This is a genomic window from Pseudomonas sp. KH_017, from assembly GCF_057840285.1.
In genome coordinates this window covers 3,856,317-3,876,735 of record NZ_CM174509.1, presented here as the reverse complement: position 1 = coordinate 3,876,735, position 20,419 = coordinate 3,856,317, and the positions used below count along the sequence as shown (strand labels likewise).

The 20,419-nt window shown below is 61.9% G+C and carries 15 protein-coding genes and 1 pseudogene; 6 read left to right on the top strand and 10 right to left on the bottom strand.

Annotation, left to right across the window (positions count from 1 at the left end; all coding sequences use genetic code 11):
* The first annotated feature begins 338 nt into the window (after positions 1-338).
* Positions 339-1,664, top strand: a complete 1,326-nt coding sequence (locus AC3IT6_RS17620) for an OprD family porin (RefSeq protein ID WP_489351542.1) — start codon at positions 339-341, stop codon at positions 1,662-1,664.
* Positions 1,665-1,843: 179 nt separating this feature from the next.
* Here the strand turns inward: AC3IT6_RS17620 and AC3IT6_RS17615 are convergent.
* Positions 1,844-1,974, bottom strand: a pseudogene (locus tag AC3IT6_RS17615) (IS110 family transposase); the annotation flags it as partial.
* 267 nt (positions 1,975-2,241) lie between these two features.
* Here AC3IT6_RS17615 and AC3IT6_RS17610 point away from each other — a divergent pair.
* Positions 2,242-3,342, top strand: coding sequence for a polyamine ABC transporter substrate-binding protein (locus AC3IT6_RS17610; protein ID WP_489351540.1), 1,101 nt, complete (start codon positions 2,242-2,244; stop codon positions 3,340-3,342).
* 167 nt (positions 3,343-3,509) lie between these two features.
* Here the strand turns inward: AC3IT6_RS17610 and AC3IT6_RS17605 are convergent, their stop codons facing one another.
* Positions 3,510-4,298 carry an AraC family transcriptional regulator gene (locus AC3IT6_RS17605; protein ID WP_223503793.1) on the bottom strand — a complete coding sequence of 263 codons (789 nt, stop codon included), beginning with the start codon at positions 4,296-4,298 and terminating at the stop codon, positions 3,510-3,512.
* A gap of 85 nt (positions 4,299-4,383) precedes the next feature.
* Between AC3IT6_RS17605 and AC3IT6_RS17600 the strand changes: the two genes are divergently transcribed.
* Complete coding sequence (locus AC3IT6_RS17600; protein WP_489351537.1) at positions 4,384-5,382, top strand: bile acid:sodium symporter family protein; 999 nt, start codon at positions 4,384-4,386, stop codon at positions 5,380-5,382.
* Between the two features lie 45 nt (positions 5,383-5,427).
* Here the strand turns inward: AC3IT6_RS17600 and AC3IT6_RS17595 are convergent, their stop codons facing one another.
* The 6 genes from AC3IT6_RS17595 to ribBA form a co-directional block, all read right to left on the bottom strand.
* A complete protein-coding gene (locus AC3IT6_RS17595; RefSeq protein ID WP_489351535.1) occupies positions 5,428-7,143 on the bottom strand; it encodes an amidase in 1,716 nt (571 codons plus the stop codon).
* A gap of 264 nt (positions 7,144-7,407) precedes the next feature.
* Positions 7,408-8,562: an ABC transporter ATP-binding protein gene (locus AC3IT6_RS17590; protein WP_489351533.1), complete on the bottom strand. Its 1,155-nt coding sequence runs from the start codon at positions 8,560-8,562 to the stop codon at positions 7,408-7,410.
* A gap of 16 nt (positions 8,563-8,578) precedes the next feature.
* Positions 8,579-9,388: an ABC transporter permease gene (locus AC3IT6_RS17585; RefSeq protein WP_007976227.1), complete on the bottom strand. Its 810-nt coding sequence runs from the start codon at positions 9,386-9,388 to the stop codon at positions 8,579-8,581.
* A 6-nt stretch (positions 9,389-9,394) separates the two neighbouring features.
* Positions 9,395-10,339: an ABC transporter permease gene (locus AC3IT6_RS17580; RefSeq protein WP_056723593.1), complete on the bottom strand. Its 945-nt coding sequence runs from the start codon at positions 10,337-10,339 to the stop codon at positions 9,395-9,397.
* A complete protein-coding gene (locus AC3IT6_RS17575) occupies positions 10,336-11,361 on the bottom strand; it encodes an ABC transporter substrate-binding protein (protein WP_150754588.1) in 1,026 nt (341 codons plus the stop codon). The genes AC3IT6_RS17580 and AC3IT6_RS17575 overlap by 4 nt, the downstream gene beginning before the upstream one ends.
* 267 nt (positions 11,362-11,628) lie before the next feature.
* Entirely contained in the window at positions 11,629-12,735 is a 1,107-nt protein-coding gene (gene ribBA / locus AC3IT6_RS17570; protein ID WP_489351531.1) for a bifunctional 3,4-dihydroxy-2-butanone-4-phosphate synthase/GTP cyclohydrolase II, read from the bottom strand.
* A 70-nt stretch (positions 12,736-12,805) separates the two neighbouring features.
* On the opposite strand from ribBA, the gene AC3IT6_RS17565 reads away from it, so the two are divergent.
* The gene (locus AC3IT6_RS17565; RefSeq protein ID WP_489351529.1) at positions 12,806-13,102 is read left to right on the top strand and encodes a DUF1330 domain-containing protein; all 297 of its coding nucleotides are present in this window, start codon (positions 12,806-12,808) and stop codon (positions 13,100-13,102) included.
* Between the two features lie 620 nt (positions 13,103-13,722).
* Here the strand turns inward: AC3IT6_RS17565 and AC3IT6_RS17560 are convergent.
* The gene (locus AC3IT6_RS17560; protein WP_489351527.1) at positions 13,723-15,969 is read right to left on the bottom strand and encodes an Ig-like domain-containing protein; all 2,247 of its coding nucleotides are present in this window, start codon (positions 15,967-15,969) and stop codon (positions 13,723-13,725) included.
* Between the two features lie 35 nt (positions 15,970-16,004).
* Positions 16,005-17,351 (bottom strand): hypothetical protein, encoded by a 1,347-nt coding sequence (locus AC3IT6_RS17555; protein ID WP_489351525.1) that lies wholly within the window; start codon positions 17,349-17,351, stop codon positions 16,005-16,007.
* Between the two features lie 276 nt (positions 17,352-17,627).
* Between AC3IT6_RS17555 and AC3IT6_RS17550 the strand changes: the two genes are divergently transcribed.
* Positions 17,628-19,073 carry a sensor histidine kinase gene (locus AC3IT6_RS17550; RefSeq protein ID WP_489351523.1) on the top strand — a complete coding sequence of 482 codons (1,446 nt, stop codon included), beginning with the start codon at positions 17,628-17,630 and terminating at the stop codon, positions 19,071-19,073.
* A 188-nt stretch (positions 19,074-19,261) separates the two neighbouring features.
* Positions 19,262-20,377 (top strand): SCO family protein, encoded by a 1,116-nt coding sequence (locus AC3IT6_RS17545; protein ID WP_223448006.1) that lies wholly within the window; start codon positions 19,262-19,264, stop codon positions 20,375-20,377.
* Positions 20,378-20,419 lie beyond the last annotated feature (42 nt).

The following is a 20,419-nucleotide window of genomic DNA, read 5'->3' as shown; positions in this document are numbered from 1 at the left end:
GGACATGCAAGCAGTCACCGAACACTGCCGATGATGTCAGTATGATGAAAATCCGCCGCACCGATATGCAAAAACAGTGATCGTCCATACCCCTGCGCGACAAGCCTTGTCCCTCAACGAAAACTACTTTCACCGCGTTTGATAATAGCCTCTCGAAATGTTTTAAGAGTTTCACAAGCCAGTCAGTCAACCCTTACCTCGAACGTCCGATGACTCATGTCACTCATCGAGCGCGCCTGTTTTCGCGCTCGTGTTGAGCGCTGTTGCGTGGGCGGCAATCGGGTCCTGTCTGGCGGTGAAACCTTCAAATAACGATAAGAAACACCCAGGAGCACCCTATGTTCAAACGAGCGATTCCCACCGCAGTCCTGCTGGCCACCAGTTCGGTGTGCGCACAGGCTGCCGATACCGCAGGCCATGGATTTCTGGAAGACAGCAAGGCCAGCCTCTCGATGCGCTCCCTGTACTTCAACAGTGACAATCGCGATGGCAGCGCGGCCCCTTCGAAAACCGAAGAGGCGGCCCAGGGGTTCGTGTTGCGCTATGAGTCCGGGTTTACGCAGGGTGCGCTGGGGTTCGGGCTCGATGCCCAGGCATTGCTTGGCATCACGCTGGACAGCGGCGCGGGGCGCCACGTCGGTAGCGGCATGATTCCCTCTGACGGCGACGGCGCGGCCGCCGCCTGGAGCAGCTTCGGCCCTACGGCGAAGATGCGGATATCCAAAACTGAATTTCGCTACGGCACCTTGCTACCGAAATTGCCGATCCTCCTGGCGAACGATGCCCGTGTGTTGCCGCAATCGTTCACCGGCGCGCAGGTCACCTCGAACGACATCGATGGCCTGACATTGACCGGCGGTGTGCTGGAGCACGCGGTGGGGCGCGCCTCGACGGACCGCACAGGCCTGTCGGTCGCCGGCAGCACGCAGGACAGCAACAAGTTCTACTACGCCGGCGGTGACTACAACCTCACCAGGAACCTGAAGACCCAGTATTACTTCGCGCAACTGGAAGATTTCTACAACCAGAACTTCCTTGGCCTGACGCACATTTTACCCATCGACAGCGCAAGCTCACTGACCACCGACCTGCGCTACTTCCGTACCACGTCGAGCGGTGCCAACAGCTCTGCCTCCGGCCGCGCGCAAGGTTATCGGGTGTCGGGTTACACCGACGACAACGACGGTGAAATCGACAACAGCACCTGGGCTGCGATGGTCACCTACACCCACGGTGGGCACGCGGTGTCGGTGGGGCATCAACGGGTGGGTGACGGCAGCAACTTCGTCCAGCCCAACCAGGGCAGCCTGGTGGACAAGGGGGCGGGCGGCGGCAGTGTCTACCTGCCCACCGACAAGATGATCCAGAACTTTGCCCGGGCCGGCGAGCAGACCAATTTCGGCCAATACACCTACGACTTCGCGCCCTTGGGCGTGCCGGGCCTGAAAGCCTCGATCGTGTATCTGAAGGGCACGGACATCAAGGTGCAAAACGCCAGTGACCAGTCCGAGTGGGAGCGCGACATGACCCTGGACTACGTGTTGCAGTCGGGCACGTTCAAGGGGGTGGGGTTCACACTGCGTAACGCCAAGTCCAATACCGATGCCGGGCGCAACGTGGATCAGAACCGGTTCATCATCAATTACACCTTATCGTTGTTGTAATCACACACATCCCCTGTGGGAGCGGGCTTGCTCGCGAAAGCGGATTGTCAGGCGATATCGATATTGAATGTGCCGGCCTCTTCGCGGGCAAGCCCGCTCCCACAGGGTTCGCGGCTATCCGCAAAATCCGCGAGCAACCAACACGACTGTGGGAGCAACTGTCTTCACTGTGCCACTCGTCACCGCCATTCGGTGCCATCGCGCAACATGGCATTCAGCCTGATCAGTAAGACCCGCATGCAGGCAAGAGCGCGACTTTCGTGCTCTTGCCTCGCTCCCGCAGAGCGTCATAGCGTGCCTTGAAGTCTGGCTGTTTGGACTAACCCTCGGTGAAAGGCCTCGCGCCGCTGATCAATGCGGACACCTATTTTGGCCATTTCGATCTCCTTTTGGCCTGCCTCACGCTGTGAACTGGCGCCGCCGTCAGCAAGAATCAGACGCGGGTGGCTGAGTCGGCAACCCAGGCTGAAACCACAACCAGACGCTTCACTTCCTTGCCCTTGGCTATTTTCAAGGCCGCTGCCGTGTACAGAACATAAAAACCATCGAACTCACGCCACACTTGGGGAAACGATCCATGGACTCAATGAAACGCATACTGGGCGCCACCGTTTGTGGACTGTCGCTGCTGGCCAGCGCGGTGCACGCCGAACAGCGCGAATTGCGGGTGTACAACTGGGCGGACTACATCCTGCCGTCCGTGCCCAAGGATTTCGCCAAGGACACCGGGATCAAGGTGACCTGGGACACCTTCGACACCAACGAGTCCCTGGAAGCCAAGCTGCTGACCGGCAACTCGGGCTACGACCTGGTGGTGCCGTCGAACCAGTTCATCGAAACCCAGATCAAGGCGGGGGTGTTCCAGAAACTCGACAAGTCCAAACTGCCGAACTGGTCGCACCAGGACCCGGCCTTGCTCAAGCTGCTGGACAAGAACGACCCGGGCAACCAGTACGGCGTGCCCTACATGTACGGCACCGTGCTGATCGGCTTCAACCCGGCCAAGGTCAAGGCGGTGCTGGGCGAGAATGCGCCGGTGGACAGCTGGGACCTGGTGTTCAAGCCCGAGAACATGGAGAAGCTCAAGGCCTGTGGCGTCGCGATGCTCGACTCGCCGTCGGAGATCCTGCCGTTGGCCCTGCATTACCTGGGCCTGGACCCGAACAGCCAGAACCCCGATGACTACGAAAAAGCCAAGGCGCTGATGCTCAAGGTTCGCCCTTATGTCACCTACTTCAACTCCGCCAAGTACATGACCGACATCGCCAACGGCGATATCTGCGTGGCCATCGGTTACTCCGGCAGCTTCTATCAATTCGGCAATCGCGCCAAAGAAGCGGGCAACGGCGTGGTCGTCGACTGGCGCCTGCCGAAAGAAGGCGCGCCGATCTGGTTCGACACCTTCGCCATCCCCAAAAGCGCGAAGAACGTCGCCGAGGCCCACGAATTCCTCAACAACCTGCTGGACCCGAAAGTCATCGCGCCGATCAGCGACTTCCTCGGTTACCCGAATGCCAACAAGGACTCGCTGGCGCTGATCAACAAGGACATCACCGGCAACCCGAACCTGACACCGACCAGCGAGGCCTTGAAGACGCTGTACGTCGTGCAGCCATTGCCGCAAAAGCTTGAGCGGGTGCGCACCCGGGTCTGGACCAGCATCAAGTCCGATCAGTAACCCCGAGGAATTGAGTGAGATCTCTGTGGGGCACAGATTTTGTGTACACCACATGGCCCTGTGGGAGCGGGCTTGCTCGCGAATGCGCAGTGTCAGTCAATGCAGGTGTCGACTGATCCAGCGCTTTCGCGAGCAAGCCCGCTTCCACAGTTAGTTCTGTGTGCGGCTCAGCGAAAAAACTCCCCCGGTGTTTCGCCGAACTGCTGGCGGAAGGCAGCGATAAACGCCGACGTCGAGTCGTAGCCACAGGCCAACGCGACGTCGGTCACGCGCTCGCCCTGTTCCAGTGGCGTCAGGGCGCCGAGCAGGCGCAAGCGCTGGCGCCAGGCGCGAAAGGTCAGGCCGGTGTCGCGCAGGAACAGGCGACTGAGGGTTTTCTCGGTGACGCCGAATTGGTCGCTCCAGTGGCTGAGGGTGGTCTGTTGCTCCGGGTGCGACTCCAGGCTTTGGGCGATTTGCCGCAACCGGCTGTCCTGGGGCAGGGGCAACATCAAATCGATCTGCGGCGCTTCAGCCAATTGATCCAGAATCACCTGGGCCAACCGGCCGTGCGGCCCGTCCTGATCGTATTCCACCGGAACCTGACTGAAGGCACGGATCAACTCGCGCAACAAATCGCTGACCCCCAACACATGACAGCCCGGCGGCGCCCATGTCGAGACGCTGCAATCGATGTACAGGCTGCGCATTTCCGTGCGCGGCGAACTGAATACCCGGTGCGGCATGCCCGCCGGAATCCACACCGCCCGCTCTGGCGGGGCGACGAAGCGGCCGACGCCGGTCTGTATTTCGAGCACGCCCGCAATCGCATAGGAAAGCTGCACCCACGGGTGGCTGTGGCGCCGGGTCAGGGCGCGATTGGGCAGCGATTCGGTACGGCCATAGAGCGGTCGAGGCAGGCTGGACAGCCCGGGAATACTGCGTCGAACACTCTTGTCATGTCCTTTAGGCGGCATCAGCTGGCTCATCGGCGTTAGTCGGTAATTCCCAGTCACGTTAGAGTCGCTTTCACGTACTGGCAACCCCCGGATGATCAACCCCATGACTCGCCCCCGTCTGTTACCCGACAACTTCACCCTGACCCTGATCGGCGTGGTGACGCTCGCCAGCCTGCTGCCTGCCAGCGGCCAGGTCGCGGTCGGTTTTGGCTGGCTGACCAACATCGCCATCGCGCTGCTGTTTTTCCTGCATGGCGCCAAGCTGTCCCGCGAATCGATCATCGCCGGTGCCGGACACTGGCGCCTGCATCTGCTGGTGTTCAGCCTGACCTTCGTGCTGTTCCCGCTGCTCGGCCTGGCGCTTAAGCCGCTGCTGTCGCCGCTGATCGGCAATGACCTGTACATGGGCATGCTTTATCTGTGTGCGCTGCCCGCCACGGTGCAGTCGGCGATTGCCTTTACTTCACTGGCGCGGGGCAACATTCCGGCGGCGATTTGCAGCGCGGCGGCATCCAGCCTGTTCGGGATTTTCCTCACGCCGTTGCTGGTGACCCTGCTGCTGAATGTCCACGGCGAAGGCTCCTCGACCCTCGACGCCATCCTCAAGATCAGCGTGCAGTTGCTGCTGCCGTTCATTGCCGGGCAGATCGCGCGGCGCTGGATCGGCGACTGGGTGGCGCGCAACAAGAGCTGGTTGAAGTTCGTCGATCAGGGTTCGATTTTGCTGGTGGTCTACGGCGCGTTCAGCGAGGCGGTGATCGAGGGTCTCTGGCACCAGATTCCGCTGTGGGAACTGGCCGGGCTGGTGGTGGCGTGCTGTGTGCTTCTGGCATTGGTACTGGTGGCCTCTACCGTGCTCGGCAAGGCATTCGGTTTCAACCAGGAAGACCGCATCACCATTCTCTTCTGCGGTTCGAAGAAAAGCCTGGCGACTGGCGTGCCGATGGCGCAGGTGCTGTTTGCCGGTAGCACCATTGGCTTGCTGATCTTGCCGCTGATGCTGTTCCACCAGATTCAACTGATGGTCTGTGCGGTGCTGGCGCAGCGTTATGCCAAGCGGCCGGAGTCGATTCCGGAGCTGATGGCCCAGGTAGATCCCTGATTTGTCAGCCGTGGCGGCTCGAGTGAGCCGCCACGGTTTTACCGGTCAGCGTTTGTCAGCGACCAATGGCGGGGTACGCGGCGGGATCATGCGTTTGTTCCCGGTCGACTCGAACGCCGATGCCAGGTGCAGCAGCGAAGAGTCGTCATAGGCGCGCCCGGCAAACGTCAGGCCGACCGGCATGCCGATGTCCGGCATCACGCCCATCGGCACGGTCACCGTCGGCACGCCGAGGTGACGGATGGCGAGGTTGCCGTTGGCGACCCATACGCCGTTGCTCCAGGCGATATCCGCCGATTGCGGATCGACATCGGCATTCGCCGGGCCTACATCGGCGACCGTCGGGAACAGCACCGCGTCGAGGCCCAGGCGATCCATCCAGTCTTCCAGATCGATCTTGCGGGTTTTTTCCAGCCCGCGCAGGCCGTCCGGCATCGTGCTGATCTGGTCCCACGGGGTGATGCCACGCTCGGCCATGCGCACGTATTCGTCCATGCCGGCAACCAGGTCGCCCTCGCGGTTGGGCAGGGTGCCCGGGTCGTGAGGGAAGATCTGCGGGCCGTCGACATCGACCAGACGATTCAGTTTCGGATCGCCGTTGGCTTGCAGGAAGTCATCGAAGGCCCAGGCGGTCAGGTCCCACAGTTCATGGTGCAGAAATTCTTTGGAGACGATGCCGCGATTGAACACGGTCGGTGCGCCCGGGCGATCGCCCTCGCAATTGGAGACCAGCGGGAAGTCCACTTCGAGCACTTTGGCGCCCGCGGCTTCGAGGGCCTTGCGCGCTTGTTCCCAGAGTCCGATCACCGAAGGACGGGTGTTGATGCGCTGGCCGGTCGGGCCACCGATGCCCGGCGCTTCGGAGGTGCCGGCTTCAGGGTCGGCGTTGATGTACATGCGTGGAATGCCGAACTTCTTGCCTTTGAGCGCCTCGCTGTTGGCGGCCAGCGCCGGGTAGGATTTGGGGCGAACCAAGGACGAGCTCGGGATCGGCACCCAGGGTTGCAGGCGCCACAGGTCGCCACGGGTGTCCGGGTCATCGGCCACCACCACGTCGAGCACTTCGAGCAGGTCGGCCATGGTCCGGGCGAACGGCACGACCACGTCCATGGTCGGGGTCAACGGCCAGTTGCCGCGCACCGAAATCACTCCGCGCGAAGGCGTGTAGGCACACAAACCATTGTTCGAGGCCGGGCCACGGCCGCTCGACCAGGTTTCTTCCGCCAGGCCGAAGGCCGCGAAGCTCGCGGCAGTGGCAGTACCCGCGCCGTTCGACGAACCGGAGGCGAACGGGGCGGTGAGGTAGTCAGCGTTGTACGGGCTCTCGGCGCGGCCGTAGACGCCGCGCTGCATCCCGCCGTTGGCCATTGGCGGCATGTTGGTCTTGCCCAGGCAGATGGCCCCGGCGGAGCGCAGGCGTTCGATGGTGAACGCATCGCGATAGGCGACCAGGTCCTTGAAGGCCGGGCTACCGGAAGCAGCGGTGAGGCCCTTGACCAGATAGCTGTCCTTGGCGGTGTAAGGGATACCGTCCAGCGCTCCCAGCGTCTGGCCCTTGGCGCGACGGGCGTCGGACGCCTGCGCTTCGGCGAGCGCTTCGGGGTTGCGCACCACGACCGCGTTCAGGGCGGTAGGGGTTTCGGGGCCGTCATAGGCGTCGATCCGCGCGAGATAAGCCTGGACCAGTTCAACCGAGGTGGTCTGGCCGGATTCGAGCGCGGCGCGCAGTTCGGCAATGGAAACTTCGGTGACTTCGATCATGCTGCCACCGCCGTTTGCAGGTGGAGGGTCCCAAACACTTCACTTTTCTCGAAATGGACTTTCATATCGTTATTCTCGTTGCACTGTGTGGCACGACAGGGTCGGGTGTTAAAAATACTGAGCACTATTTAGCATTAAACCGGGATTTTAGGAATCCGTTGTCCAATTTATCTTACAGGCGACAGAAAAAAGGCCACCACAACCCGACGTTGTAGTGGCCCGAGGGTGACTCATTATAGTGGCCCGCGCGCGCAGGCCAATGGATCAGTGAGCGCCGGCGGCCTTGTTCAGGTCGCTTTCGGCCCATTCGGTGTACACGCAGGCATCGGCGGTGGCCCAGCGCACTCGCACCGGGTCGCCGGCCTTGAGCGGCATGCCGGCGGCGGACAGCGCCTTGACCGTCATCGAGGTGCCGCCAGCAGTGACCACGCTGCAGGTCTGGCTTTCGCCGAGAAACAGCACTTCCACGACCTTGGCCGAGACTTCGTTCCAGCCGGCGGCCAGCGGTTCGGCAAGGACTTGTTCATTGCTCAGCGCCAGGGCTTTTTCCGGACGCACCATCAACAGCACGGCCTGATCGGTTTGCAGGCCGGCCGTGAGTCGGATCGACAGCGGCTGCCCTTCGAAGGTCGCCACCGCATTGCCCTGGGCCTTGAGCTTGAGGAAGTTCGAGTTGCCGAGGAACGAGGCGACAAAGGCGTTTGGCGGATTCTGGTACAGGTCAAAGCCGCTGCCGAGGCCGACGATTTTGCCGTGGCTGAAAATCGCGATGCGCTGGGACAGGCGCATGGCTTCTTCCTGGTCGTGGGTCACGTAGACGATGGTGATGCCCAGGCGTCGATGCAGCTGACGCAGTTCATCCTGCAAGTCTTCGCGCAGTTTCTTGTCCAGTGCACCGAGGGGTTCGTCCATCAGCAGGATGCGTGGTTCGTAAACCAACGCCCGGGCAATGGCGACCCGTTGTTGCTGGCCACCGGAGAGTTGCGAAGGGCGGCGATGGGCAAATTGCTCGAGCTGCACCAGCTTGAGCATCGCATCGACCCGGCGCTCGCGTTCGGCGGCGGCCAGTTTGCGGATGGCCAACGGGAACGCGATGTTGTCGCGTACCGACAGGTGCGGGAACAGCGAGTAGCGCTGGAACACCATGCCGATGTCGCGCTTGTGTGGCGGCACGTTCACCAGCGACTGACCGTTGACCAGGATCTCGCCGCTGCTCGGGGTTTCGAAGCCGGCCAGCATCGACAGCGTGGTACTTTTGCCCGAGCCGCTGGAGCCGAGGAAGGTGAGGAATTCACCGTCCTTGATGTCCAGCGAGATGTTGTCCACGGCGGCAAAGTCGCCGTAGTGCTTGTTCAGGTTACGCAGGCTGACCAGGGGTTTGTCATTTTGCTGCGCGGAATCTTTGATCACTGCACTCATGTCGTACTCCTGGCGCTCAAGCGCTGATTTCGTTGCGCCGGCGCAGAGCGGCGGCGATCACCATGACCAAGACCGAGAGGCCGATCAGCAGCGTCGAGGCGACGGCGATCACGGGCGTCAGGTCCTGGCGCAGGGTGGTCCACATTTTCACGGGAAGGGTTTGCAGGGTCGGGCTGGCCATCATCACGCTCAGCACCACTTCATCCCACGAGACGAGAAAGGCGAAGAGGGCGCCGGCCACCATGCCCGGACGGATCGCCGGGAAGGTCACCTTGAACACCGCTTGCAGGCGCGAGGCGCCGCAGATCACCGCCGCATCCTCGATCGACTGGTCGAACAGCTTCAGCGAATTGATGATCGAGATGATGGTGAACGGCAACGCGACGATGACGTGGCTGACCACGAACGCGAACATGGTCCCGGTGTAGCCCAGTTTCAGGAACAGCGCGTACACCGCCACGGCGATGATCACCAGCGGCACGATCATCGGCAGGGTGAACAGGCCGTAGAGCATTTCCCGGCCGGGGAAGCGGCCACGCACCAGGGCGAACGCGGTGGGCAGGCCCAAAGCGACGGCGAAGAACGTAGTCAGCACCGCGACCTTGAGACTGGCCATGGCGGCGTTCATCCAGTCGGCATTGGAGAAGAACTGGCCGTACCATTTCAGCGTCCAGCCCGGTGGCGGGAACACCAGCCACTGGGACGAACCGAACGACAGCAGCACGATGAACACGATCGGCAGCAGCAGGAACAGACCGATCAGCCCGGTGGTGGCATACAGGCCGAAGCGCATGCGCCGGCTCATGGCATTGGGGGTCAGGAGCATGACGGCTTACCTCGCGTTGCTGGCGCCAACCGGGGATTCCGGCTGGAGCTTCAGGTAGAAGTAGAACAACACCAGCGTGATCACGATCAGCAACGCGGCGCCGGCGCTGGCCAGGCCCCAGTTGAGGAACGACTGCACCTGCTGAATGATGAACTCGGGCAGCATCATGTTCTGCGCACCGCCCAGCAACGCCGGGGTCACGTAGTAACCGAGGGACATCACGAACACCATCAGGCCGCCGGAGAACAGCCCCGGCCGGCACAGCGGCAGGAACACCCGGAAGAAGTTGGTCCAGGGGCTGGCGCCGCAGATCGAACCGGCCTGCAAAATCATCGGGTCGATGGCCTGCATGGTCGCCTGCAACGGCAGCACGATGAACGGGATCATGATGTAGCTCATGCCGATCACCACGCCGGTGAGGTTGTGCACCATCTCCAGCGGTTGATCGATGATGCCCATGGCCATCAACGCCTTGTTGATCACCCCGGAGGCTTGCAGCAGCACCAGCCAGGAATAAGTGCGGGCGAGCAGGCTGGTCCACATCGACAGCAGCACGATGTTCAGGATCCAGCGACCCCAGCCACGGGGCACCAGGGTGATCGCCCAGGCCAGCGGGAAGCCCAGCAACAGGCTGAACAGGGTCACCAGGCCAGCCACCGAGAAGGTGTTGAGCAACACCCGGGCATAGGCCGAGTTGGCGAACAGCTGTTCGTAGTTGCCCAGGCCCGGCACCGGTTCCAGCACGCCGCGCAGCAGCAGGCCAATCAATGGCGCCAGAAAGAACAGGCCAAGAAACAGCAGGGCGGGCACCAGGTTGCTCGCGCCACGCCAGCGCTGCGCCAGGGAAGGAGATTGCGTCATCACAGCTGCCTTGGCGGGCGCCGAACCGGCAGCGCCAGTGGCGCTCCCGGTGGCAGTGGATGGACGAGACGCGGTTGCCGTCATTTTCATTTGACCAGCCATTCGTTCCACCGTGTCGCGATGGCCGGACCGTTCTTGGCCCAGTACGCGAAATCAAGAGTGATCTGATCCTTTGCGTAAGCGGTCGGCAGGTTCGGCGCCAGCGTCGAGTCCAGGCGTGCCACGCTGTCGACGTTGACCGGGGCGTAGGCGGTCAGGTTGGAGAAGTCCGCCTGGCCCTTGGCGCTGCTGGCATTGGCCAGGAACTTCATCGCTGCGTCCTTGTTTTTCGAACCCTTGGGAATGACCAGGATGTCGGCCATGACCAGGTTCTGCTTCCAGCTTACGCCGACCGGGGCGCCGTCTTCTTGCAGGGCATGAATCCGGCCGTTCCAGAACTGGCCCATGCTCGCTTCACCGGAGGCCAGCAGCTGCTGCGACTGCGCGCCGCCGCCCCACCAGACGATGTCTTTCTTGATGGTGTCGAGCTTTTTGAACGCGCGGTCCAGGTCCAGCGGGTAGAGCTTGTCCGCCGCTACACCGTCGGCCAGCAGCGCCAGTTCCAGCACGCCAGGGCTTGGCCATTTGTAGAGGGCGCGTTTGCCGGGGTAGGTCTTGGTGTCGAACAGCGCGGACCAGTCTTGAGGCTTGTTGGCGCCGAGCTTGCCTTCGTTGTAGCCGAGGACGAAGGAGAAGAAGAACGAGCCGACGCCGTGGTCGCTGACGAAGCGCGGGTCGATCTTGTCGCGTTCAATGACTTTGAAATCGAGGGGTTCGAGCAAGCCTTCGGCGGCGGCGCGCAGGGCGAAGTCGGCTTCGACGTCGACCACGTCCCACTGCACGTTGCCGCTCTCGACCATGGCCTTGAGCTTGCCGTAGTCGGTCGGACCATCCTGCACCACGGTGATGCCGCTGGCCTTGCTGAACGGGTCGGCCCAGGCCTGCTTCTGCGCATCCTGGGTGCTGCCGCCCCAACTGACGAAGTTGACGCTTTCAGCTGCCATCAGTGCCTGGCTGGTCACGCTCAGCAGTCCCGCAAAAAGAACCGCGGTCGCACGTTTGTTCAACACCATTTTCACGCCCTCATTGTTGTGTTTATGAGCGGGGCTTTCGAGTGCCCGCCTATCGGGAGCATCAGGTCCGTCGAGTCAGTGCTGACTGTCCGGTCTATGGAATATCATATTATGGTATTCCAAACTTTGTGCAAGCACTTTGCCGTACCGGCTATCAGCCAAAACAGCCTTTTGTAGGAGCTGGCTTGCCAGCGATGGACCCAAAAGCACCGCGTTGATCCAGGCAACACGCGTTATCGTTGACGACCATCGCTGGCAAGCCAGCTCCTACAGGAATGGAATACTCTCCACCACCTCCAGGTCATACCCGGTCAAGCCCGCATACTTCAGCGGCGGCCCCAGGTGGCGCAGCTTGCCGACACCCAGGTTCTGCAAAATCTGCGCGCCGGTGCCCACTTCCGAATAAATCCGTGACTGCGAACGGCTGAACTGCCGGGGCGGCTGGGTCAGTTGCGGCACCCGCTCGAGCAACGCCTGGGAGGATTCGTGATTGGCCAGCACCACCACCACGCCGTGGCCTTCGGCGGCGACACGCTGCAAGGCGGCCCATAACGTCCAGTTGGTCGGCCCGCTGTACTCGGCACCGACCAGATCGCGCAACGGATCGATCACATGCACGCGCACCAGTGTCGGTTGCTCGCGGCGCAGATCACCCATGACCATGGCCATGTGGACACCGCCTTCGATGCGATCCTCAAAGGTGATCAGACGAAAGGTGCCATGCACGGTCGGCAGGTCATGTTCACCGATGCGCACGATGGTGTGTTCGGTGCTCAGGCGATAGTGAATCAGGTCGGCGATGGTGCCGATCCTGATCCCGTGCTTGCGCGCGAACACTTCCAGGTCCGGGCGCCGGGCCATGGTGCCGTCATCGTTCATCACTTCGACGATCACCGAGGCCGGGGTATGGCCGGCCAGGCGTGCCAGGTCGCAGCCGGCTTCGGTATGACCGGCGCGGGTCAGCACGCCGCCCTCCCGGGCGCGCAGCGGGAAGATATGGCCGGGTTGCACGATGTCGGCGGGGCCGGCATGGGCGGCGACGGCAGCGGCCACGGTGCATGCACGATCTGCTGCGGAGATACCGGTGGTGACACCGACGGCGGCCTCGATGGACACGGTGAAGGCGGTGCTGAATACGCTGCCGTTGCTTGGCACCATTTGCTCCAGGCCCAGGCGTTTGCAGTGCTCGTCGGTCAAAGTCAGGCAGATCAGGCCACGGGCTTCACGGGCCATGAAGCTGATCGCCTCGGGTGTGCAGCAGTCGGCGGCCAGCAACAGGTCGCCTTCGTTTTCTCGGTCTTCGTCGTCGACCAGCAGGACCATTTTGCCGAGGCGGTAATCTTCGATGATTTCTTCGATGCTGTTGAAGGCCATGCTGGAGTCTCGGTATTTGTTGGATTGGTAATTTGGTATACCATAATACAAAATAAACCGGGAGGTCACTATGAAGGCGTACTGGATTGCTCATGTGGATGTCACTGACCCCGGTCAATACAGCCAATACACTCAGCGGGCGCCGCAGGCGTTTGCTCTGTATGGCGGTCGGATTCTGGCGCGGGGTGGGCGTAGCGAGGCGATGGAAGGGCGGTCTACGCCGCAACGTAGTGTGGTGATTGAGTTTGATTCCTATGAGCAGGCGGTGGCTTGTTATCACTCGGCGTTGTATCAGGAGGCGCGTGGATACCGTGAGGGGGTGGCTTTGGCTGAGGTGATTATTGTCGAAGGCGTCACGCCGCTCTAAAAAACGCTTTGTTGGCTGAGTGCATATCCGTTTCTTCGGTAGCGGCGGCTGGCGGTTTCGCCCTTACGGCGACTTCCTTTTTTACAAGCGCCTAAAAAAGGAAGCAAAAAACGCTCGCCCCGAACGTACGGCCCCTCGCTTGGGCTCGGGGTTCCTTCGCTCCGGCATTCATCCGGGGGCATCGCCTCCGGTCGGCTTCGCTCGACCTCCTCTCGATGTGTTCGACTCCGTCGAACGGCGCTGCGCGCCTGCCCCCCGGATGAACACCTCCACTCAGCCTGCCGAGGGGGCGGGTGGATCAAGATCAAGAGCTGCAGGCGAGCTAACGCTCGGCCTGATGAGTGGTGAGGAGCGTGGGTGTCCGCCGCTTTGCCTCTGCTTTTCTGTAGGAGCGAGCCTGCTCGCGATGGCGGCTTACGAGCCAACCATTCACTCGCAGTTGTCCCAATCCATTGGATTGAGCTTGGTTGGGCACTGCTCCAGTGATGGTAGCCAGACCACCGCTGGATTGCTTCCATCAATGCACCCGGCAAAAAACCGAGGCCCCCCATCCGAGGCCACGGTTTTCCATAGGGTTCAAGCCTGTCCCCATCAACCAACGTGGCTAATGGGGCGCGGGCTCAGTTGGCGATCACCGGCACCGTCCGCACGGAGCCTTGGGACGAGGTGATCGTGGCGGTCGGGTTCGCCGACGGAACGACCGTGGTGGTGTTGTTCACCGTCAACCGCCAGCGACCGTTCACCGGTACGGTGGTGGTGCCCAGTGTGGCCAGCCCGGTCGGCGTGGTGACCTTGATGGTGATGGTGTTGCCGGTGGTCACCGATGAGGTGCCGGCAAAGTTCCAGGTGAAGCGGTTATTGGAACGGGCACTCACCGTTGCGGTGGTCACTGCGAAGGTTTCCGCAGCAGGCCGTGGCGAGACCTGCACCGTGACGGTGGCCGGCGACGTCGACTGAGCGCCGAAGCTGTCCCGGGCGATGTAGGTGAAGGTCGTGGTGAAGGCCGTGGTGATGGTGGCCGGTGGGGTATAGGTGAGCACCGTGCCGTTACTGCTGACGGTGCCGCGACCTGCCGGTTGAGTGAAGCTGGCGACCGCGAGTGGCACATTGCCTTCCGGGTCGCTGTCGTTGGCCAGCACGTTGATTGGAATCGCCACACCCAGTGTCGTGACGGCATCGGCGACTGACACCGGAGGCCGGTTAGGCGCCACGGTAATGGTCACGGTTGCCGCTGTCGTCGAGGCCAGGCCTTTGACGTCCTGGGCCTTGTAGGTGAAGGTCGTGGTCAGCGGCGCGTTGACGACCGCGGGAGGGGTGTAGACCACCGCCGTAGTGCCGCTCAATGCCACGGAGCCCTGGTCGGTGGCCGGTTGGGTCAGCGCGGTAATGCTCAGCGGCGTATTGCCGTCCGGGTCACTGTCGTTGGCCAGCAGGTTGAGGGTGATCGGCACGCCGAAGCTGGTGCCGCCGGTATCGGCGACGGAGATCGGTGCCTGGTTCGTACCGGTGTCCGGTGCAGTGCCGACGACTACGACCGGCTCGGTGTCATTGCCGCCGGCGGCGGATTTGACCGTCACGGTTGCAGGGGGTTGGGTCAGGTCAGTCACCGTCAGGCTTTGCAGGATTCCGGTTTTCGACAGCCGCCCGTAACCCTGGGCAACCATGTCCGGTACCACCACTTCGTCCGTGGACGTGGCCTCGATCAGCAGGCTGTGGTTGCTCCAGCTGTAACGGGCGGTCTGGATTTTCACCACGTCCGAGAGCTTGCTCGACACCGCGGTCGGGCGGGTGGTCCCGGCCGGGTTGGTGGCGGTGACCACCACGACCGGCGGCACCGTTGCGTTGGCCAGCAGATGCTGGGCGAAGAACACGCCGTTGTTATCGCCCACCATGTTGGTCTGGCAAGGCGACACAGGCGGGCCGGGGACCAGGGCGATGCTTTCGCGAAAGCACAAGGTCGAACCAATGGCGGCTTTGGCAAACACTTCGACCCGGGTGTTGTTGCCGCCCGTGCCGGCTATGCGGCGGTAGGTGGCACGGCTCATGTCCACCGCGGTTTGCGCGCGGTTGTCGAGCACCTTGCCGGACAGGGTGAAGAGGTTGGTCTGGATAGTCCCGGCCGGACCCTGGATGCGCACGAAGTTGGTGTTGTTGGGGCTGCCGGTCACGGCTTCGGTGAGGTTCGGGTCGCCGACGAAGGTTTCGACGGCGCCGGTGTCCGGGTTCACTTCGGTGTAGGGGCCGTTGACGCTGCGCAGGAACGGACCGATCGCACCATTGACTGCACCGCTGAAAACCCCCGGCGCACCGACGCCGACGTCCCGGGTGATGTTGATTGCTCGACGGCCGGGGGTGGTGACGTTGACCGTTTCCACGCCATAGGGGTGGGTAATGGTGTAGCTCCCGGCTGTGGGAATGTTCACCCGCATACGAATCCGCGCGAAGCTGATCTGGTCGCCGTCGAGCGGGTTGCCACCGGCAAATGCAGCCTCGATCCCGGCGACATAGGCGTCCATGCCATAGCCGGCGGTGTTGTTGGGAATGCTGGTCTCGGCAAGGAACCAGAAGGCTTCGTCTGGCCAGTTATCCGGGAATACCATCGGCTGGGTGTCGTCGAAAATGCCAGGTGTCGGCAGCAGGGTGCACATGTAGGCCGGTGGCACACTGGCGGCGACCCGCGAGCTGGCGGCGCGTGACTGGCACAGCTCCATCGACAACAGATTGTTGTCCTGATACCAGATCGGGAATTTCCCGGTGGCAAAGGTGTAAGGGCCGGGATCGACGGCGGCGAGTTGCGCGAAGGCACTGCCGGACAGCGATAGCGTCAGTCCCAGGGCGTTGAGCGCCAGGCGTGGCCATTTGTTCATGATGCCTCCTGATGAGGATCTGGGCATGTGAGCGTTCATTGCACGATGACCACTTCTTCGGTATCGCTGCCGCCATTGGACGACGACACACGAACCTGGGCTGGCGGAATCGGCGAGATCCCGGTGGCCAGGCTTTTCACCGCGCTGTCACCACTCAAGGCGCCGATGGCGATACCGGTGCCGGAGGTGGCGGTGAGTACCGGTGGCGATGTTTCATCGCTGGTCGAGGCCACGATGGTGATTTGCCCGGTGCTCAGGCTGTACTCGGCGCGTGAGATCGTCACCAGGTCGGTCAGCGGCATGGGCAAGGTGGTCGGCGTGCTGCTGGCGATGGCCAGGTGGTTGTCGGCGGTCACCAGCAAGGTGCTCGGCAGCGTCGGATTGTTCGGCGACTGCGCATACCAGTGGCCAGTGGTGTTCGCTTCGGTGAAGTTCAGCACCGGGTTGTTGCTGTCCAGGGTCACGCTGGCCGGTGGTGGCGGGGCCAGCACGAACACGTCCTGTTGGGCCACCGGGGCGCTGGTGCCGGCCTGTCGCGAGTAGGTGCTGCGCTCGGCGATCACCGGGGTCGGCCGGACCACCGTCGACAACTTGCCGGATACGGCGAAGAGGTTGGTGCGCAAGTCCAGGCCATTGGGGCCTTCGATGCGTACGTAATTGGTGTTGAACGGGCTGCCAGTGACGGCTTCGGTGAGGTTCGGATCGCCAACGAATTGTTCGGCCTGGCCAGTGGTCGGGTTGGTCTCGGTGTAGGGGCCATTGACGCTGCGCAGGAACGGCCCGACGTCGCCCTTGAGCGCGCCGTCGTAGGTTTTTGGCGCACCGATGCCGATGTCCCGGGTCATGTTGATCGCCCGCCGGCCGGGAGTGTCGACGTTGAACACTTCGACGCCGTAGGGGTGGGTGATGACATAAGTGCCGGCGGTGGGCACGTCGATGCGAATACGGATACGGGCGAAGCTGATCTGGTCGCCCTCCAGCGGATCGCCGCCACTGAAGGCTGCCTCAACCGCCGAGACATAGGTCAGGTCGATGCCTCGGGCGGCATCGACGATGGTGGTTTCGCCCGTGGCCCAGAACGCTTCGTCGGGGAAATTGGTCGGGAAGACCAACGGTTGAGTGTCGTCGAAAATACCGGGGTTCGGGATCAACGAGCACATGTAAGTCGGGGCGCCCGGCGCGCTGGCAACCCTGGAACTGACAGCCTTGGATAAACACAGGTCAAGGGTTCGGCCATGGGTGTCTTGATACCAGGCGGCGAAATTGCCATTGGCTGGCAGGTAGGGGCCGGGGTCTGCGGCAAACAGCGCTGCCTGGGCAATGCCTTGGGCTAGAGCGGTCACAATCAGGGCGGACGCGGTTTTGCACAGTAAAGGGTGCATGAGTATTCCCTCTATCGAAGTACCTGTCCCTTGGGCATGGGGCAGTTGGCAAGGTGTTCGGCAACTTCCATACCAATCAGCGAAAACGCCTGTGGGAAGCCCGGAGTAAGGGCGATGGCGCAGTCGCGGGTGACAGACCGGTAGGCTGGGGCGCGGGCGGCTTTCCCCAACTTTGGGGGTGGATAGGGTGCGCGGGGCGGGAGGGGATCGTAGTACACCGGGCAAACAGCCATGCGTGGGCTATAAACCTATAGGGGGTTTCCGGGAACCGTGTCCATGAACACAATCGCCAAAGTACTTGCGACCGAAAGCGAAGTTCGCTTGAACACGCGCAAGGAACCGTTCGATCTGCTGCGCTGGTTTTCACTGATCAGCATGGTGGTGATCGGCGCGGTGGCGGTGGCGCTGGGGGCGGTGTCCTCGCGGTTCGTGATTACCGAAAGCGTGCAGCGCGATGCGCTATTGACCTCACAATTCATCCAGGCGATTGCCTCGACCGAGGTGCGCCATGTGTCGATTCCAAAAGTCCGGACCATGGGCGAGTTGCTCGATCCACGAAAAGACAAGGACTTTCCTGACGTCGACCCGCTGTCCCGTGCCAGTGCCCGTGATGATTTCCTCGACCATATCGAAAATTTGCCGGACGTGATCCTGGCCAACATCTATGCCCCCGACCGCATGGTGATCTGGTCGACCAACCCGGCCTTGATGGGCACCACGATCCATGGCGATGAAGACCTCGACCGGGCATTCAATTCGAAAATTTCCGTGTCAACCAGTTACCACGATGTGGACAAATCCCGCATGGAGCAGAAGTTCCTGGAGCCACCCAAATACACCTTCATCGAAAACTACATTCCCCTGTTCGACGCCGATGGCAGCACCGTCACGGCGATGGTCGAGATTTACAAGGAGCCGCAGGACCTGATCAACCGCATGGAGCGCGGCCTGGTGCTGATCTGGCTGGCGACCGCCCTGGGCGGCGGTCTGATTTACCTGGGCCTGTACTGGATCGTGCGGCGGGCGGCGATCCTGCTGGCGACGCAGCAGAAGCAATTGATCACCAACGAAACCTTTGTGGCGCTGGGGGAGGTGTCCTCGGCGGTCGCCCACAGTCTGCGCAATCCGTTGGCGAACATCCGTTCAAGCGCCGAGCTGGCGATAGAGTTCGACAGCGGTCCGGCGCATGGGCACATCAACGACATCATTGCTCAGGTCGATCGCATGTCGACATGGGTACGGGAGTTGCTCCAGTCCCTGCGACCGCTCAATGACGAGGCGGAACCGGTGAACCTGGTGGCGGCCCTGCATGACAGCCTGATGGCTTACGAGCATCAGATCAGCAAGGCCAGGATCAACGTGGTGTTCGAGCCGGACCAGACGCCCATGGTCCTGAGCCAGCACGTGCAACTGACCCAGATTCTCAACAGCCTGCTGTCCAATGCGGTGGAAGCCATGGACGGCGGCGGTACGCTGACCATCCAGATCGAGTCGCGCGATGCCCGGCGCGTCAGCGTGAGGGTGAGCGATACCGGCAAAGGCATGAGCGAGGAACAGCGCACCATGGCCTTCCGGCCGTTCTTCACCACCAAGCAGGGCGGGCTGGGAGTCGGGCTGGTGCTGGTCAAGCGGATCATGGAGCGTTTTGGCGGTGCGGTGACCCTGGATAGCCGTGAAGGCGAGGGCACCACTGTGCGTCTGTCGTTTAATCTGGTCCCCTGAAAACGGGGATGAACTACCCCCAATATCGGGGGTTCAATCCCTGGTCATTTCCACGGTCATCGCCCATTGATTGTGATAAATCATTGTTTTGTTGAGTGTTAGTACTTTTTTATAAAAAAAAACACATGATTGGCGAGGTCCTTGCAAAACCATCATCACCCCCCTTCACGACATCGAGGCGGCTGGTGATGGAAAAAAAAGAGATGCATTCACCACGTTCACGAGCCTTGGGCATGCACCTGGTACTGATGCTGGTGACCGGTTTGCTGGCCAGCCAGCTGCTGGTCGCCAGCCAGCCGACGTCGACGCCCGCACCTGCTCCTGCAGCCACTTCCGAGCCCGCTGTCGTTGAAGACGCCACCCCGTGGGGTGGCAACTATTTCCCCAACACCCTGCTGACCGACCAGGACGGACAGCAGCTGCGTTTTTTCGATGACTTGATCAAAGACAAAGTGGTGGTGATCAACTTCATCTTCACCTCGTGCAGCGACTCCTGCCCCCTGGAAACCGCGCGCCTGCGCCAGGTGCAGAAACTGCTGGGGGATCGGGTCGGCAAGGACATCTTCTTCTACTCCATCAGCATCGACCCCTTGAGTGATACCCCCGAGGTGCTCAAGGCTTATGCGCAACGCTTCCAGGTCGGGCCCGGGTGGAAATTCCTCACCGGGGAATTCGCCGACGTCACCGACCTGCGCAAAAAACTGGGGCTGTTCATCGAAGGCGTCGATAACGGGCGCAACAAGGACCACAACCTGAGCCTGATCGTCGGCAATCAGGCAACGGGCCGCTGGATGAAAGCCTCGCCGTTCGAAAACCCGTGGATTCTGGCCGACCAACTGGCCAATACCTTGCACAACTGGAAACAGCCCAGTGTGGAAGAAAGCTACGTCAACGCACCGGAAATCCGCCCGCCGAGTAATGGCGAAGAGCTGTTTCGCACCCGCTGCGCGTCTTGCCACAGCCTCGGCCCGCTGGACGGGCAGGGCATCGGCCTGCACAGCATAGGCCCGGACCTGATCGGCGTGACCTATCAGCGCGATCCGGCCTGGCTCAACCGCTGGATCCGCGAACCTGACCGCATGCTCGCGGAAAAGGACCCGATTGCGATGGAACTGTTCGAGCGCTACAACAGGATCTCGATGCCTAACCTGCGGCTGGATGAGCGTTCCGTCCAGTCCATCATCGATTTCCTGCAAGAAGAAACCGATCGCCAGCATCCGCCGGTGGTGCCAGTGGCCAGTGGTAATGAGGAGCCTGAGCATCATCATTCGGTCGCGCAACCCGATATGCCCAAGGTGCAATAGTGTCAAAAAAATTACGTTGGCCGGTCAATGGCTATCAATGCC